Source organism: Spartinivicinus poritis (assembly GCF_028858535.1).
GTDB classification, from domain to species: domain Bacteria; phylum Pseudomonadota; class Gammaproteobacteria; order Pseudomonadales; family Zooshikellaceae; genus Spartinivicinus; species Spartinivicinus poritis.
In genome coordinates, this window is sequence record NZ_JAPMOU010000017.1 from 1 (window position 1) to 15401 (window position 15401).

The following is a 15401-nucleotide window of genomic DNA, read 5'->3' on the forward strand; positions in this document are numbered from 1 at the left end:
ATCATGGGTAATGGATTAGCTGAGTTTGCAGATTAGGTACTCAGTTACACCTAAAAATGATTCGTTATGGGTATATAAAAGACAGCTATGGATATTCTGCTGTTAGTTTAGCTAAAAAAGTTTGTAGTCAAAATGTTATTCAGTATTTGGAGGAAAAAAGTAATTGATTTTATTATTTTAGGACCAAAAAACTGATAAGCCAGTGTTTAAACTGGCTTTTTTGTTTCTAACTTTGTGGTGAGGCAGTAATATTCATTATATTCCCAACTTATATGAATAAGAGTGCTATTGGTATGAGATTGTAATAAATATGAAATTATTAGGTTAGAATGAGGAGCTTACTAAAAGGAGTTAACTATGTATTTTTATATTTTGATTTTTGGTTGTTTTGTCAGTTTCCCTATAGCAGCCCTTCAGTTCAATTGTGAAAACTCTAAGAAGATAGATACCGATAAAATAACTTCTTATATAAGCCAAATTGAGAGCCAAAATGATAGCTTGTTAATTAATGGAAAATTAGTATCTAGCAAGTCAAAGACTTATGAAAAACTATTTAAAAATTGTATAGATAACCGGCAATCATTCAGGGAGCTCAGCACACAAGAATTGCACAAAGTTTATAAAAGTATCCACACTATAGCTTTCTATACTAGTAATATTGCTCATGTAAACTACATGGAGGCAGTACTGGATGAAGCAATCAAGCGTGGAGAAAAAAATAAAAGTCAGCTAAATGAAATGTATAGAGCCTATGTTCAAATACGCCAGTTTAAACAAGCTAATCAACTAAAAAAACAGCACCCAGATACAGATCTTTCACAATTACCGACTATAAAAGGTAATGAAGTGGAAGAGCGTAGTCTTTTATTTATTGAGCAAGATGGAAAAGTTTTGGCACAAAAGCCATATATTTTTTCTCAAGGTGCTCAAATAATTGTTATCAGTTCTCCTATATGTGGTTCTTCACGCGCTTATTTGTCTTGGCTGCAAACTAAACCAGAACTCCTATCAGTGTTTGAAAGCTACTCAACCTGGATAATGCCTGTTACTGGCCGGCTATATATAGATGAGGTAGTAGAGAGTAATAAGAAAAATGCATCGATAAAAATGGCTTATACCTATAAGGAGTCTGACTGGCCTGAGATTAGCTATTGGGGAACACCCACATTTTACTTTTACTTAGATGGTAAACTAAGACAGCAAATAGTTGGGTGGCCAAAAGAGGGTAGAGAAAAGGAATTAAAACAAGCTCTTAAAGACATAGGGTTACTTTCATAAAACAGCATAACATCCAGGCGATCTAACTTATTCTATGCATAGCATAAGTTAGAGGTGCCCTTAATTATAGACTACATTGAAGTTGCCTTATAAATAGTTTTACCTTGCTTAAGTGTCTCAACTACTTTTATTGTATTTATTTTTTCAGGGTCAACTTCTAAAGGATTTTTATCAAGAATAACCAAATCGGCTAATTTACCAGGCTCTAGGCTACCTTTTCGGTCTTCTTCAAAATACTGATAAGCGGCATTAGTGGTGATTGATTTAAGTGCATCCATTATAGAAACCTGTTGTTCCTTACCTAATATTGTTCCACTTCGTGTTGTGCGGTTCACTTGGCTGGATAAAATCATCATTGCATTTGGTAGAGTGACAGGTGCATCATTATGGCTGGTATAAAGGATATTCCGCTTAAGAGCTGACTGGGCAGGTGATATTCTAGCTGCTCTCTCAGAGCCAAGCACAGAGTCTCGATGCCAATCGCCCCAGTAGAAAGTATGTACTGACATAAATGATGGGATCACTTTTAAAGCTGATAATACATCTAATTGGTCTTCTCTAATAATTTGGGCATGAATCATAACAGACCGATAATCTGATGAACCTAAGGTTTTAATAGCATTATCAACTACTGTTATGAATTGGTCTGATGCTGCATCACCATTGCTATGTACCAGCAATTGCCAATTATTGGAAAAAGCCATATTTACATATTTTTGTACATCTTCTGTTTGCATGGCAGGGTAACCACGATAATTGTTGTTTTGTCCATAGGGTGGAATATGATAAGGCTGAGTTAACCAAGCCGTTTTAGCTTGTGGTGAACCATCTAAGGAAAGCTTGATTCCACCAACACGGTAATGGTTAAAATAAGATATTGGTCTTTGTGACATCATTAACTGGAATGATGAGTCATCCTGATAAAAGGTAGGATCTGGATAGCTAACTACATCAATTTGTAGTTTTTTATGCTGAGCTGCAAGGATTAAGCCTTTCATCTCGCTATTAGTGGCGCGGCCTTCTTGTGCGGTGGTAAACCCTGCTGCTGCATAGGCTGCCTGACTACTTTGAATCATCGCAAAGGGATTTTGCTGGTGGCCTGTAGATAGCAGCTTAACCAATATGTTAAAAAATGCCGATTCTTCCAGTACACCATTAGGTTGATTAGTGCCTTTAACTCGTCGTATGATGCCACCAGGCGGGTTAGGGGTTAATGCATTGTAACCAATTAGCGCTAAACCTTTGCTATTTACAGCAGCTAGATGACCAGATTGATGAATAACAACAACAGGTTTATCAGCAATAATCTTGTCTAGGTCTGCAGCTGTCGGGTGATGTTGTTCTTCCAGCTGAGCATTGTCATAACCCATACCAATTACCCAACCAGTATTAATGGCTTGGGGGCTATTGACATGAGACAATAGCTTATCAGCCATACTCTTAAAGTTGCTTACAGTACTGTCAGGTGGTGGTAATAAGTTTGCTGACTGAGCTAAAAAACCAACAAGTGTGAAATGACCATGGGCATCTATAAAGCCTGGTAATAGGGTCTTACCATTCAAATTAACTAGCTTGGTGGTTTTGGTGTGATATTGATTAAAAAGCAAACTTTGAGAGCCAACAGATTCGATAATACCATCCTTGACAACCAATGCACCAGCTGTTGGAGATGAATCATTCATTGTTATAATATCGCCACCATAATAAATGGTAGTATTAGAAGCAAAGCCAGGGCTCACATAAGTTGTATATGGTAGTACGATTGAAATAAAAAGATAAAATACTAAATGTTTTTTCATATTCTTTCCCTATAATTCAGTCATAAATCTTGTTAATTGTCTCATAGAGGCTTTAGCTTGTTTACTTAAACACGACACTCTGCATGGTTAGGGTGAACTGTCGAATCAATCAGTACAAAAGTCGGAGGTATTTTAGTAAGTTGGTGCTACTTGTTTGCAAGGGATTATATAGGTACTGTTGAAATTATTGTCAGAATTCTAGAAAATTATAGTTTGTTACACTATGCAAAATAGCTCATATCGTAGTGAACTGATACCATTGTAATAGAGAAGAGTGTAAACTATCTGTTGTAAGTAATTAATAAATATATAGTTGTTTTTTGTAATTGTTATTAAAAGATAGGAAATATCTTGTTAAAAAAATGGAGTTAGTTGAAGGTGATATCTCAGTCAATTCGTATGGAGTTTGATCAGTTAACAAATAATGAAGCATACCTTAACTCCTTTTGCAAAAGAGTGATGAAGCTCAGTTCAGCCCCTTTGGATCCTTTCGTTGGTAATACTCAAAGAAAAGACTTTATCCCGTTACTTAGTCAGTTGATTAAGCAGCTTCCTACTGAGTCCCATATTTTTGATGTTGGTGGTGGTAGTGGGGAAATGATAGATTTGCTTATTAAAAAACATATCCCACAAAATGCATATTTTACAATAAATGAGCCTAACTCAAAGATGCTTCAAGAGTATATTCATCGGCTAGAAAATGCGAATATAACGATTGGTGAGTGTATTCAGTCTCCTGTCGAGGATATTTTTGAGAAAAAACTGGAAAGGCCTGCTGATTTAGTCATCGCTTCTCATGTAATTTATCACTTAGTTGACTGGCATAAGACTAATTTTTTGCCAGAAAAGGGATTGGTTACGTTTGTTAAGTTTTTATACTCACAGTTGAAACTGGGAGGGAAGATATTTTTAGCTTATGCTGATGATGAGCAAGGGTATGTGGGACAAGCAACTGTTGATTATTATAATAAAAACTATAACCAAGTGTTGACTGATAGGCTAAATATCTTATATAAGACAAGAAATCAACTGCTGGCAGAAAAAGGAGTAGCAAGGTATTTGACAGAAGAGTGGCCGATGTTTAAGCCAAAGTTAAATATACATAAGTTTGACTCTGTATTTTTTGGAGAAACAAAGGATGATTTAGCTGCTATGGCCTTAATTAGTGGGATAATACCTTTTAATGAACAGCCTTTTGATATTAGCAAGCTCATTTTTACTAGACAGTTTATTGAAGAAAATGCTGATTTTATAGGTTTAAAACAAGAGCAGGCTCCAGGTGAGAGGCAGAATATGTGGAAGGCTAATCAACCTCAGGTAGTATGTGTGATAGAAAAATGTGCTCTTTAAATATAAATATTTTTCTAAGTGGGTGTGCTTTTTGATGTTGGTTTTATATTTAATGGGATTAGAGTATTGTTAATGAAAAATAGTCATTATTTAAAGGTGGATGCTTATTGGACTTTACAAACCACTAAACGCCGTTTACCTACTTGCTGGATGGACATGTCACTTCATGCTCTGATGTAAAGCCATTTAAATTTTTCGTTAGTTGTAATGCTTTCTAACACTCTACCTTTTACATATTGATGTAGAGTGTTAGAAAAAAAATGCTCTTATACTGGTTATGCTACATTTTGTATTATGCGACCTCGTTTCTTTTTCTTGCGATTATTTCTCAAAGAGACAAATTTAAATCCTTGATAAAATTTTGCTACTTCGTTGTTTAGTGAAAGCTGTAAAAATCCTGAAATAGAATTAATATTTCCAGGATATAGCATCGCATAGTATCCTTGTGTGTTCAAAATTCCTGCAGCTGTTAGTTCTGATAATAAGTACTGCTTTGACAGACAAAGTGCATGTTGTTTTGTACAGCTCACTTTTTCGCTAATTCGTAATAGATAAAACTCGCTGAAATTATTGACAAGATTTTGAAATGAGCTATTTTCTAAAAGCATTTCATTCAAATGAGTATAAAGTTTTTCATACTCTGGGTGAAATTCTAACTTAGAGTGATGAATGTATATTGGTTCTGGGTGATTTGCTCTTCTACAAACTTCTTTTTGATGAGCAATGGTTTTAGCTGCAACTAACAAGGCTAGCTCTCTTGACTGTTTTTTTGAGATTCCATATTTTATTTGTAGTGTGTATTCATAGGGTGAGTCACAAATATACAAGGCTGTGTTTTTGAAGTTCTCTAGAAACTTTATAATGGCCGAAAATTTTTTATTAAGAAAGGCTAAGCTTTCTAAACTAACTGCAACAAACACGGGTTCTTTGTATAACGAACTTTTATTCTTTACTTCTGGAGATATGTGTTGCAGGGATATTTTGTTCTTATTTTCACGCTCTCCAAGATCAATAAAATCCAGTTTATTTAGAAACGCATAGATATCCTGAACACTGTTCATTTGTCGATTTTCCTCTTTTAACAGATATTAATAGTAATTCTAGGCTTAGAAAATTACTATACGACAGATAAATATAAATGGCTTGTTCATGAGTACTTACCTGCGAGTTAATATATCGCTAATAAAATTATTAAGCTAACTGTACAACTTTACTCAATGTGGTGTTAAACTTTATTTTTCGTATTGGATGGGTTAACTTAAGGCTATTGGAGTCATTATTTGAGCTGAAGATGGTTCATTGTTTTATGCTTACCAGTATGAACAAGAAAACTTATGTTGTATTTTATTTTATGTACAATTTGAAGTAACCTTATCTTTGCATAGTTATAGCATACAGTCGTTTCTGTTGTTTAATTGTAAACTTTATCGAATATAACCGTGCAAACGAAAGCTAACAAGCTTTTTATAATTAATAGCAATACAGGACTTTTAGCTAGAAAACTTGACTTTTTCTTGTAGGGTGTTTTTGAGTTAAAAGAATAGGCTCGATCAAAAAGGAAATTTCCATGACTGATAGGAATAAGTTAGCAGCTGGCTTTACTCTTGAAAAGGATTATGACTATTACAATGCTTGGGAGTCTGCAGAGGCTACCTATAATACTCAAGAAGGAACACTACAAATCTGTGGCCACCCAGTGATGGAGCGCTGGCAAACTGAGTATATGAGAGAATTGGCGAAAGTAGCAGCAAGTAATGGTGGGCGAGTGTTGGAATTAGGATTTGGTTTGGGACTTTCCAGTAGCTTTATCCAGGAATTTGGTGTTACTGAACATGTGATTGTTGAGCCTAATATAGAGGTTTTCAAACAACTGATGGCATTTAGTCATCATGCAAAAAGTAAGGTAATACCTATAATGGGAAAATGGCAGGAAGTAATTGACCTATTCGCTCCTGGTAGTTTTGATGCCATTTTATTCGATGCATCACCTTTATCTGAAGTCGAGCTCCATAGAAGACAATTTATGTTTTTAGAATGTGCTGGGAAGCTATTAAAAAGGGAGGGAGTGTTCACTTACTGTAATGTGACCTCTTGGGGTAACTTAATGGCTGAATATCAAGATGCTGGTGAATTATTTGAGAAAACACAAATGCCTGAACTTAACAAACTTGGCTTTAACAATGTTACCTATGAAATCATTAAGGTAGTGCCAGGTGAAGGTTGTAAATACCGATATGATACCTTGCCTGTACCTTCAGTAAAATACATATAACAGTTACCTTTGACGTTGAACTGGCTATACTGGAATTTTTGTTCTTTATATAACCAATTTAGAACTGTCCAAAAAAAATCTTTTTAAAAGATGGAATTTGTGATGAATCAACATGGTGCGTTGTATAGTGAGATCATTCAGAAAGTCGATGAATTAGGAATATTGCATCAGCATCTTTTTGATCTGAGTGGCTGGAGCCAGGATCAGTTCATTACGTTATTTAAAATGGCAGACTTAATGGATGAATTAAAAAATAGTGGCTGCCAGTTAATGTTAGGTCGGGTAATATATAATCTATTTTTTCAGCCAAGTACCCGCACTCGTACCAGTTATGAATATGCTATGAAGCAGTTGGGTGGGCAGGTTATTAATGAAGTTGATCCATTACGTCATTCAGCTGTTACCCGTGGGGAATCTTTAAAAGATACTCTACGGGTAGTTTCAGAATTCGCTAATTTAATTGTATTGCGTCATGGAAATGAAAATGAAGTACTAGAAGCAGTAGAACTATTGGGGAGTAGAGTTTCCCCTATAATCTCTGGTGGCTTTGGTCATTGTTATCACCCAACTCAGGCACTGGCTGATATTTATACAGTTTGGCGGTTTATTAACAAACCATTTAAAGATATTGTCGTACTTTTGACTTCCCCTGACCTTTCACGTGGCTATCGGTCAGGGCATGCATTTGCAATTGGTATGGCAAAATTAGGAGCACGAATAGTTTATACAGGCTCAGCTGAGCATATGATACCTTCTAATGTGCGGGAGACATTAATAGATTTGGGTGCTAAATTTGAAGAGTTTACTGACTTAAGTCGAATAGAAAACTTGGAATTACTAAGTAGGAGTGACTTGGTTTACTTACCAATCACTTCATTGGCTACGGATGACGTTGAACGAGAGCTGTTTTTAAAGAGAATTCAACAACACTTTATTAGTTTAGCAGACCTGGAGAGTATAAAGAAAAGCACAGGGAAAGTAATAGGTGCAATGCACCCGCTACCAAGAAATAAAAATCAATTTGATTATGCCATTGATAATACAGAGTTTGAGCTGTATTTTAAAACAGTTAAATTAAGTGTACCTTTACGGATGGCACTTATTGCTGCAGTGGTGGGAATCCCCTTATCTATTAGAAGCCAGTATAGTTAATGTTATAAACTATACCCATCATGAGTTATTTTTAGGTGTGAAAATTAAGTGGTATATACTCACAGCGAAGGATTATTAGGCTCATAAAGCTGTGTATAACAGCTTTATGAGTATTTCAGTTGTCTATGGTTAGGCTTGTAAGTTAGGGCTAATACTTTTGTGACCCCAAACCTGGAAAACACGCGGACCTCCAATCATGGTTGTAGGGTCACATACAAATGAGTAAAGCTCATTACTTATTTTCTTGAGTTCTTCTGCTTCAATAAGTTTGTCATCTAAAATGGGTTTAGCAATACTTTCAAGAGTCATATAGCTGAGTAACTTGATTCCACCTTCAGTATCAACTGGCTGTACTAGTTTTGTTGCTACATTACTTAATCCTGATTTTTGAAGCAATGTAGGCAGGCGTGGCCCAATATTAGGATCGGCTCCACGGTTATGAACAGCTTTACTATAAAGTTCTACAAATTTACTCATTGCTGGGCAGTGAGGCTCTGAGAAATGGCCACGAAAGTCTATGTCCTCAACAACTATAACCCCTCCGGGTTTAAGATTGAGATATAATGACTCAATTAAAGCATCTGGTTCTTTTAAGTGTGTAAGTAAAAACCTTAAATAAATTAAATCGAAAGTCTCTTCTGGCTTCCATTTATACACATCGTGTGTCAAGAACGTAATATTGTTAAGGCCTTGTTGTTCTGCCTCTTTAGCAGCCAGATCAATTTTTATCTGGTCGTAATCAACACCAATGACTTGTCCAGTTGGACCGATTATCTTTGCCAATTCAAAGCTTACATCACCACCGCCGCAGCCAACATCTAGGCAGACTAAGCCAGGGGATAACTTCAACTCATTAATTAAGCTCTGAGTTGAAGGGCCCATAACTTTAGATAACAGCTTCAAACGCTCTCTACCCTGCACTCCACCTTTAATTAAATATTTATCCTGGCTCATATATCATCTCCATTATTTACTTCATCTATTATTATTTGCTTAGAGTTAACTATATAGCTTCTTTTCTTTATCAACAAATAACTCAAAACTATATTCTAGTCATCTATAGTTGATATAGGCTAAAATATAACCTATATCGGTTTTGGGACTAAGGTCTTAATAATCTGAAGAATTGTATGCCATTATTTGATAAATAACTTTGTTAAAATTTTTAATTTATTGTATCAAGCAAGTTTGCATTTGTTGTATAGTAATTGTTAGGCTTTAGATGAATATAGGGTTGGCTTAAAGACGAAAGAAAAACAGTTTAAGAGGTGTGCAAAAAACATTTTACTTTGTTAATAAATTATACTGCAAACTAAATTTTCATAATTAGTTTGTTGCAATATTTCAAAAAATAGAATGCTAGGATAAATTAGACCATCTATGTTTATCCATCTAACTCCAAGTTCCTGGAGCGTTTAAATAGCTTATATTTTGAAAAGCTTGATGAGCTATCTGAACCGCGGTCATGGACTTTTTTAATTCGCTCTTTTTTACTTGAGCTTAACCCTCGTTCCATGTGGAAAGGTATTACACCTAAGAATAGATAAGTCCCACCATGGTTCTTAAATATCAAGTTATCCTGAGCATTGCCCCCGACGTGTAAATGAAATACATCACTGTAATCAGGTGATGAACGCCCTGTACTACCGCCAAATACAATTTGTACCATTGCTGCGCCATAGCTAGCTAAAGTGCCAAGTTCATTTTGATGCAGTAGAACTTTTTTATTTTCTTTTGACAAGACATTAACCATATCTTTATCAAAAATTTCCATATCCAAGTCATTTAGCACGTTGGCAGCTTTTAGTTCATTGATAATATCCTGTTGCGACTTACCAACTGTGGTATAAGGAGCATTGTCTTCGGATAAAAAACTTGCTCCAAGCGATTTAACGAGATGTAAGCGCAGCTCTCCTGCTGAAGGGTAATCTCGCTCACCACGATTAGTCAGTGCATTGATAGATTCCATGATGTCACTATGGCGAGTTGTTTTATCAATAGTAGCCACTTCGGGGTAAATTGTTTTCAGGCGTAGATAATCCTCCTGATCCATGACACTGTCAGTTTTGAGTTTGATAAGCAGGCTTGGTTCATTATCACTATCATCATAGATAACCCGAAACGCATCTGCTATATACTTTAGCACTTCAAAAATTGTCAGGCTGCCGGTACCTACTTTTTTTCGTGTTGCTTGTATATCTTCTTTTAATATCTCATCATCGAGCTTTCGCCTTTGTATAACGGTATTGCCTATTGGGTGCTTAGATGAGGAACACTGGATAGTCTTAATCAGTTCACGCTGCAATATAGTTGACTGACGGTTATCTATAAACTGTGTCTGTAAAGTACTCACTGAGCTAGACTTGCTCCTGGGTGATGTAGTGGCTGGCGCCTTACCTTGCACTAGTAGTTTGCTCATATCCTTGGCAACCCCCTTAATAGCAAAAACTATTTCTGATGCTTTGAGCTATAAAATAGTCAATTCTTAGCAACTTGTCAGAATCTAGTTATTATCATTTATGAATTGGCTTTGCCGTTCAATTTGCAACAAGTAAACTGAAGCTTTAAATAAAAACATTAAAAAAGTGAAACAACATTATAAATCCCGTGAGGCAATATATAACGCTTTGGTAGAGCTTGTCATGATGTATAATAGTTTTTATAAGAATATATATTTTAAAACGATTTGGCCAAGTCTTATATATTCAGAGTGAGGTATACTTTATGATTCCATTAATAATTAAAGAACATGTTGATTTTCTAGAGGCTGAGTTTGGATTTAAGGAACTATCCGATAAAGTTGGTAGTAGCTAATGAAGATAGCTTTAAGTGATAGAAGTTTGGATTTCACGATATTAGGTATGATCCAGGAAAAAACTATCCTGTTTCAAATTTGCACAAATATAAGACTAATTTGCATATTATTTGCCAGGCTTTAGTTAGCGCTGGTGCCAAAGTTATCTGGGCTACAAGTACGCCAGTAGATGAGATTATTCACAATACTGCAAAAGCTTCTAGACGGTATGAAGCGGATCTTCAACAATACAATCAGGCATCAATTGAAATTGCTAGAACTTATAATTTTATAGTTAACGATATGTATGGAAAAATGATATCAACTGATCTTGCAAGGTCACTACTTGATGATGGTATTCATTTTAATACAGAGGCTAACCGAGTGGTGGGCAAGTTTATAGGTAACTCTATTGAAAGCGTGTTAAGTGCGTAAGTTGAGCGCTCTTTATATTCAGGATTGAAGATTAATGCAACCACAGTCGCTTGTTTCATTGCATCACTAATGGCTTGATAAGGTGGTCTTAGACGTTTGACCTGCCATACTCTGAGCTCTTTGGGCATTATGTTGCAGTTATATAGGTCGAAAACCTTGATATTTTTGGGCTTTTTGCCATTCTTATTGGTACTTCAAGTTGAAATAAAAAAAGAAGTATCAATGATGAACACCAAAAAGCTTACCAAACTGTCAAAACAGCACCCTCGTTTAACTGTACGGACACTGGCCACTCTAATGGCTATCAAAGACAACGAAGGCTGTTCGGTTTCAGAGTTATCCCAGTTTATGGGTGTAAATGAGAAAAATGTGGCTACCACAATCCGCCGACTGGAAGAGGGTAGGGAAGGAAGTGGAGATGTGAAGCTAATTAAGGTCAAGCAGAACAAAGATGATAAGCGCTTTAAGCTGATATGGCTAACAGCAAAAGGTAAATCCTTGTTGCAAAGGTTGTAGCGACTGCAGCGGTTTAGTCATTTTCAGAAATTTGTAGCTGCTTTATCAGGTTAGTAAAGTGCTTGTGAAGGCCGGTGCCCTTATTGCTGGGTAGGGTAGGTTTGTGCTTGAAGTACCTTCTTTATGGTCCTTCAAGCACTCGTAGAAGAGTATTCTCTTTATTTTTTATACCCTCTCCAAAAGAGAGGGGGCTATCATGAGAAAATATTTTAAGCTGGCTGAACTGCTTCCACCAGTCGTTCCCGCTGCCTGAATAATAAGAAATAAATAATTGCATATAATCCGATTACCAGTAGCCCAACCCATTCAATATCAAATGGAGTAAACTGGTAGGCCAAGATTAAACCGTACATTACAATGAAATTACCCACCATATAGCGGACTTTACCAAATCGTTCCACAGTAATACCCATGTTAGACGTGTACAAACGGATTAATGAGTCCAATGAGTTGATAACAAAGACTACTCCAACAAACACCATGGCGATTTTCATGATTTGTACGATTTCGATGGCACTGGCGTGATAGTAATAAAGAACTGAGAACCAGATGGCTAATGGGATCGAAGGGATAACTAATAGAGCGATACATAACTGCCAGGTTTTTAAGCCACCAACAAAACGGGCGACAAACTGTCCAATCATGATGCTCCAGCTAAACCACCAGAATAAATAGAATTGATGATAATCTGAGATTGGGGTAACAAATTTATCTAAATTAGTAAAATAACCGCCAATATTAGCCATAGTACCAAACATTTCTTTTACACCTAAACCAGGTGCAAAAAACATAACACCAGCAATTAATGCAAAAAATACCCATGTTGATGAAATGCTTAGTATTTTGACATAGTTAATGTCAGTACTGGAAAATACTGCAGCGGCTACCACTATTGCAACCAAACCAAATCGCACCCAATCTGGAATGCCTTCGATATAGCTGGGTAAATAAGAAAGGAACAAATAGCCAGTAAAAGCACATGTACTGATAATAACTAAGTTATTAATAATTTTGACTAAGGGGATTTCAAATAATTTAACTTTTGGCTCTATTACACAGAAATAAAAAGTTGTTAAAAAGTAAAATCCCCAGACTAAAAAGCCCCAAAAACCAAACTCAATGGCAAGCGGGTTGGTAAATTGGTAGGCTTCTTCTTTCGCGTAAGTAGGAAACTCTGTTAGTGGGAACATAATCAGCCCCACATCTAACCCTGAAGTAAATAAAATAGCCATAAACGCAAATAATGAACTGGGTATTGTACCTTTGCAGTTCACGTTTCCTGCGCGAATTATAATAAACGCTGATGTGATAAGGGTCACCACGATGGCGACGGAGAGGATGCTAGTCATTGGTTATCTACTCCTTATAATTTTTATATATACCCTTCATTTTGGGTATGTTGGGTATATGTTACCCATGTGCATTAGATATTTTTTATTACTCAAGTGTTGAGTAACTTAATATCAACTACTTAGTAATTTAGTATTTACTTTTGCTGATTAATGGCCAGGTTAATCACATTAAGCCAAATAGGGTTGGTAAAAGCTCGTTTTCCCTGACTATCTTCTACTACCAGGCTATACCAACTGTCTTGTTGGGAGCTGACTTTAAATAATACCTTAGTTAATTCTTGACTATTGTTAAATGTTTTTTCATTTTTTACTTCTCCCCGTTCAATTAATTTAACGGACTTCAGTCCATTTACCGCCTGTACATCAAAGCTGAGTGTAACTTCGGTGCCAGGAATCGCTTTAATTTCTTCTCCCAATTTTTGGTGTGGGTAAATAAGAGGGCCAAAAGTGACGTATGCATTGCCAGTTTTGATTGCTTTAACAAAGCTGTCTGCTGTTACCTCTCCAAAAATTTGAGTGTAAATTCTCACCTTTCCTGATAATTCATTCCAAACGTCGTGAGTGTCAGAACCTGCAGAAAGATAGTAACGGTTGCCATTATTCCATTGCTGCCAAACACGTTTAATTGTTTTGTCGTATTCTACAGCAGAGTTTATTTCTAGCAGTTCAAAGTTGGGATTAAATCCGCCAGGCACTTTTTTCTTATCAGTATTTTTGAAATAACCATAAGCAATCATTGGGTGGTTTGCTTGAATCGCATTTGCACCGAGCGCTTTGGCAGCAGCCAATACTTCGTGAGCAGAGGCGGTACCTGGATCAATTGTTAATGGTTTACCCAGTTGCAATGGGTAGGCATTAAAATGTCCCCATGAGGGAGAAATTTCCATAGAGGGGATAAATGGCACATTTCGGCTGCGGGATAAGTCTGCCATTGTATAATGATTTTTAGCTGTATCATGGTCACTTAAAAAGCTGACATCCAGCCCTGCTGCCAATTGTGAGCGCAGTACATACTCTGGTGGGGTAAAACCATCTAATACATCAGAATGGTGATGTAAGTCTGCACTATACCATTTGCCAGCATTAGGATTAGCCTGAGGACTAATTGCTGCTACTAAGGTTTGACTGGCTTCTGGTTTTATATTGATATCGTATATTTTTGCTTTAGCCAGAAAACCTTCGGCATGAGCGACTTTTAATTTGTATTGACCAGGTGCAATGGTAATTTTTGTCTGGCCTGCTGGATGTAATTGAGTAAAAAATGTTTTTTTACCAAAATACTTAATAAGCGGTTTATCACCTTCTTCAATGGTTATACGAGCATCCAGTGGCTGGCCTGAAACAGTAGATTTAACGTTTACTTGCAGCTCACCGGGTGCTTGTAAGTCGTTAAAATTTTGGGTAACTGTATGTTTTTTCTTTAATTCGACGTTGATTGGCGTGCTGTTGGCGTGACCTTTTGCTGTGGCATATAAGCTATATTTGCCTGCAGGTAGACGTAAATTGTATTTTCCTTTGTCGCCAATCACCCAAGTATAAGGTTGACCATTTTTTGCTACGACAATTGCAGGTTTTTCTACCATTTTTCCTGAAGCAGTGGTTACTGTGCCTTGAATAGTGCCGGCAGGTAGATTTTTTAACTTAATTTCACTGGCTACCATAGGCGACAAGTCGCCACTAGCTCCAACTTGTAACCAGCCCTCAAAGCTTCTTTCTTCACCTGGTTTTAATTGATGGGAAAGATACAAATCCCGAGAGCCATAATTAATAAAATTAAAATAAGGTGCGTGAAGGCCAAGGCTCCAGTTTTCATCGTAGGCAGCCATCCAATCTGTAAGAGCATGAGTCGCTTTACCTTGTTTGGCGCCTTTCATGCCTGGTACACCAAACAGGTAGCCACCGTCTGGCCATAACACATAACCAGAAAGTAATTTGTCATAGGCTTCTTTAGTGGTGTTTTTCATTTTGGTGACAACATGGACTTTGTTGTCGTTGGCTTTAAGCTGGTAGCGGGTATGCAGGGTAACGCCTTCCCAGTCTCGCTCGGTGGTAACAATTGCTTCTTTTGGGGTATTTTTTACTACTTTGACTTTCTGGTAAGTGGTTGGCCAGCTTGACCAGTTGTTGGGAATAAAGTCCATCAGTGAAGCTTTGTCGGACCCAATAACGCCATTCTTAACGGTCGCAATATCAATGATGCCACCGCGGGCTACCCCCCAGGGAGGAGCGGTTTCTACAGCAATGGCGATAGCCAGCTTACTGTTTTGTAGAGTGATATCTCGTTTGCCAGTAGCATTGCCCTGAGGAATAGGGGTAGGACCAACCTTAATTGAAACATCAGCAGTGGCATGAGTTGAGGCTAACCCACCAAGCACTAGACTTAGTGCTAGTGCCTGCGCGGTTTTTTTGTTCATAAAATGCTCCAAAATCCTTAATTTTTAGGCGTCCACTGC

Annotated in this window: 11 protein-coding genes and 1 pseudogene; 6 read left to right on the top strand and 6 right to left on the bottom strand. The window is 36.9% G+C overall.

Features of this window, described 5'->3' with window-relative positions; all coding sequences use genetic code 11:
• Positions 1-357 precede the first annotated feature (357 nt).
• Positions 358-1278, top strand: a complete 921-nt coding sequence (locus ORQ98_RS14025) for a hypothetical protein (RefSeq protein WP_274689437.1) — start codon at positions 358-360, stop codon at positions 1276-1278.
• A 71-nt stretch (positions 1279-1349) separates the two neighbouring features.
• Here the strand turns inward: ORQ98_RS14025 and ORQ98_RS14030 are convergent, their stop codons facing one another.
• Complete coding sequence (locus tag ORQ98_RS14030) at positions 1350-3077, bottom strand: amidohydrolase (protein ID WP_274689438.1); 1728 nt, start codon at positions 3075-3077, stop codon at positions 1350-1352.
• 378 nt (positions 3078-3455) lie between these two features.
• Here ORQ98_RS14030 and ORQ98_RS14035 point away from each other — a divergent pair, with 378 nt between their 5' ends.
• A complete protein-coding gene (locus ORQ98_RS14035; protein WP_274689439.1) occupies positions 3456-4427 on the top strand; it encodes a class I SAM-dependent methyltransferase in 972 nt (323 codons plus the stop codon).
• Between the two features lie 275 nt (positions 4428-4702).
• Here the strand turns inward: ORQ98_RS14035 and ORQ98_RS14040 are convergent, their stop codons facing one another.
• A complete protein-coding gene (locus tag ORQ98_RS14040; RefSeq protein WP_274689440.1) occupies positions 4703-5488 on the bottom strand; it encodes a hypothetical protein in 786 nt (261 codons plus the stop codon).
• Positions 5489-5994: 506 nt separating this feature from the next.
• Here ORQ98_RS14040 and ORQ98_RS14045 point away from each other — a divergent pair.
• Both ORQ98_RS14045 and ORQ98_RS14050 read left to right on the top strand, forming a co-directional pair.
• Positions 5995-6699 carry a class I SAM-dependent methyltransferase gene (locus ORQ98_RS14045; protein ID WP_274689441.1) on the top strand — a complete coding sequence of 235 codons (705 nt, stop codon included), beginning with the start codon at positions 5995-5997 and terminating at the stop codon, positions 6697-6699.
• Positions 6700-6801: 102 nt separating this feature from the next.
• On the top strand, positions 6802-7851 hold the full coding sequence (locus ORQ98_RS14050; protein WP_274689442.1) for an aspartate carbamoyltransferase: 1050 nt from the start codon (positions 6802-6804) through the stop codon (positions 7849-7851).
• A 129-nt stretch (positions 7852-7980) separates the two neighbouring features.
• Here ORQ98_RS14050 and ORQ98_RS14055 read toward each other — a convergent pair whose 3' ends face one another.
• Together ORQ98_RS14055 and ORQ98_RS14060 are read right to left on the bottom strand one after the other, a co-directional pair.
• Positions 7981-8754: a methyltransferase domain-containing protein gene (locus ORQ98_RS14055; protein WP_274689443.1), complete on the bottom strand. Its 774-nt coding sequence runs from the start codon at positions 8752-8754 to the stop codon at positions 7981-7983.
• A gap of 481 nt (positions 8755-9235) precedes the next feature.
• Positions 9236-10270, bottom strand: a complete 1035-nt coding sequence (locus ORQ98_RS14060) for a hypothetical protein (RefSeq protein ID WP_274689444.1) — start codon at positions 10268-10270, stop codon at positions 9236-9238.
• A 432-nt stretch (positions 10271-10702) separates the two neighbouring features.
• Here ORQ98_RS14060 and ORQ98_RS14065 point away from each other — a divergent pair.
• Together ORQ98_RS14065 and ORQ98_RS14070 are read left to right on the top strand one after the other, a co-directional pair.
• Positions 10703-11080 (top strand): annotated as a pseudogene (locus ORQ98_RS14065) (SGNH/GDSL hydrolase family protein); the annotation flags it as partial.
• A 222-nt stretch (positions 11081-11302) separates the two neighbouring features.
• Entirely contained in the window at positions 11303-11596 is a 294-nt protein-coding gene (locus tag ORQ98_RS14070; protein WP_274689446.1) for a MarR family winged helix-turn-helix transcriptional regulator, read from the top strand.
• Positions 11597-11805: 209 nt separating this feature from the next.
• On the opposite strand, the gene ORQ98_RS14075 is transcribed toward ORQ98_RS14070, so the two are convergent.
• A complete protein-coding gene (locus ORQ98_RS14075) occupies positions 11806-12945 on the bottom strand; it encodes a BCCT family transporter (RefSeq protein WP_274689447.1) in 1140 nt (379 codons plus the stop codon).
• Positions 12946-13082: 137 nt separating this feature from the next.
• Positions 13083-15362: a CehA/McbA family metallohydrolase gene (locus tag ORQ98_RS14080; RefSeq protein ID WP_274689448.1), complete on the bottom strand. Its 2280-nt coding sequence runs from the start codon at positions 15360-15362 to the stop codon at positions 13083-13085.
• Between the last annotated feature and the right edge of the window lie 39 nt (positions 15363-15401).

Excerpts from the sequence above, each read along its gene's own strand:
- ORQ98_RS14025 (WP_274689437.1), top strand. The coding sequence starts at position 358 with ATGTATTTTTATATTTTGATTTTTGGTTGTTTTGTCAGTTTCCCTATA.
- ORQ98_RS14030 (WP_274689438.1), bottom strand. The coding sequence starts at position 3,077 with ATGAAAAAACATTTAGTATTTTATCTTTTTATTTCAATCGTACTACCA.
- ORQ98_RS14040 (WP_274689440.1), bottom strand. The coding sequence starts at position 5,488 with ATGAACAGTGTTCAGGATATCTATGCGTTTCTAAATAAACTGGATTTT.
- ORQ98_RS14045 (WP_274689441.1), top strand. The coding sequence starts at position 5,995 with ATGACTGATAGGAATAAGTTAGCAGCTGGCTTTACTCTTGAAAAGGAT.
- ORQ98_RS14050 (WP_274689442.1), top strand. The coding sequence starts at position 6,802 with ATGAATCAACATGGTGCGTTGTATAGTGAGATCATTCAGAAAGTCGAT.
- ORQ98_RS14060 (WP_274689444.1), bottom strand. The coding sequence starts at position 10,270 with ATGAGCAAACTACTAGTGCAAGGTAAGGCGCCAGCCACTACATCACCC.
- ORQ98_RS14070 (WP_274689446.1), top strand. The coding sequence starts at position 11,303 with ATGATGAACACCAAAAAGCTTACCAAACTGTCAAAACAGCACCCTCGT.
- ORQ98_RS14075 (WP_274689447.1), bottom strand. The coding sequence starts at position 12,945 with ATGACTAGCATCCTCTCCGTCGCCATCGTGGTGACCCTTATCACATCA.
- ORQ98_RS14080 (WP_274689448.1), bottom strand. The coding sequence starts at position 15,362 with ATGAACAAAAAAACCGCGCAGGCACTAGCACTAAGTCTAGTGCTTGGT.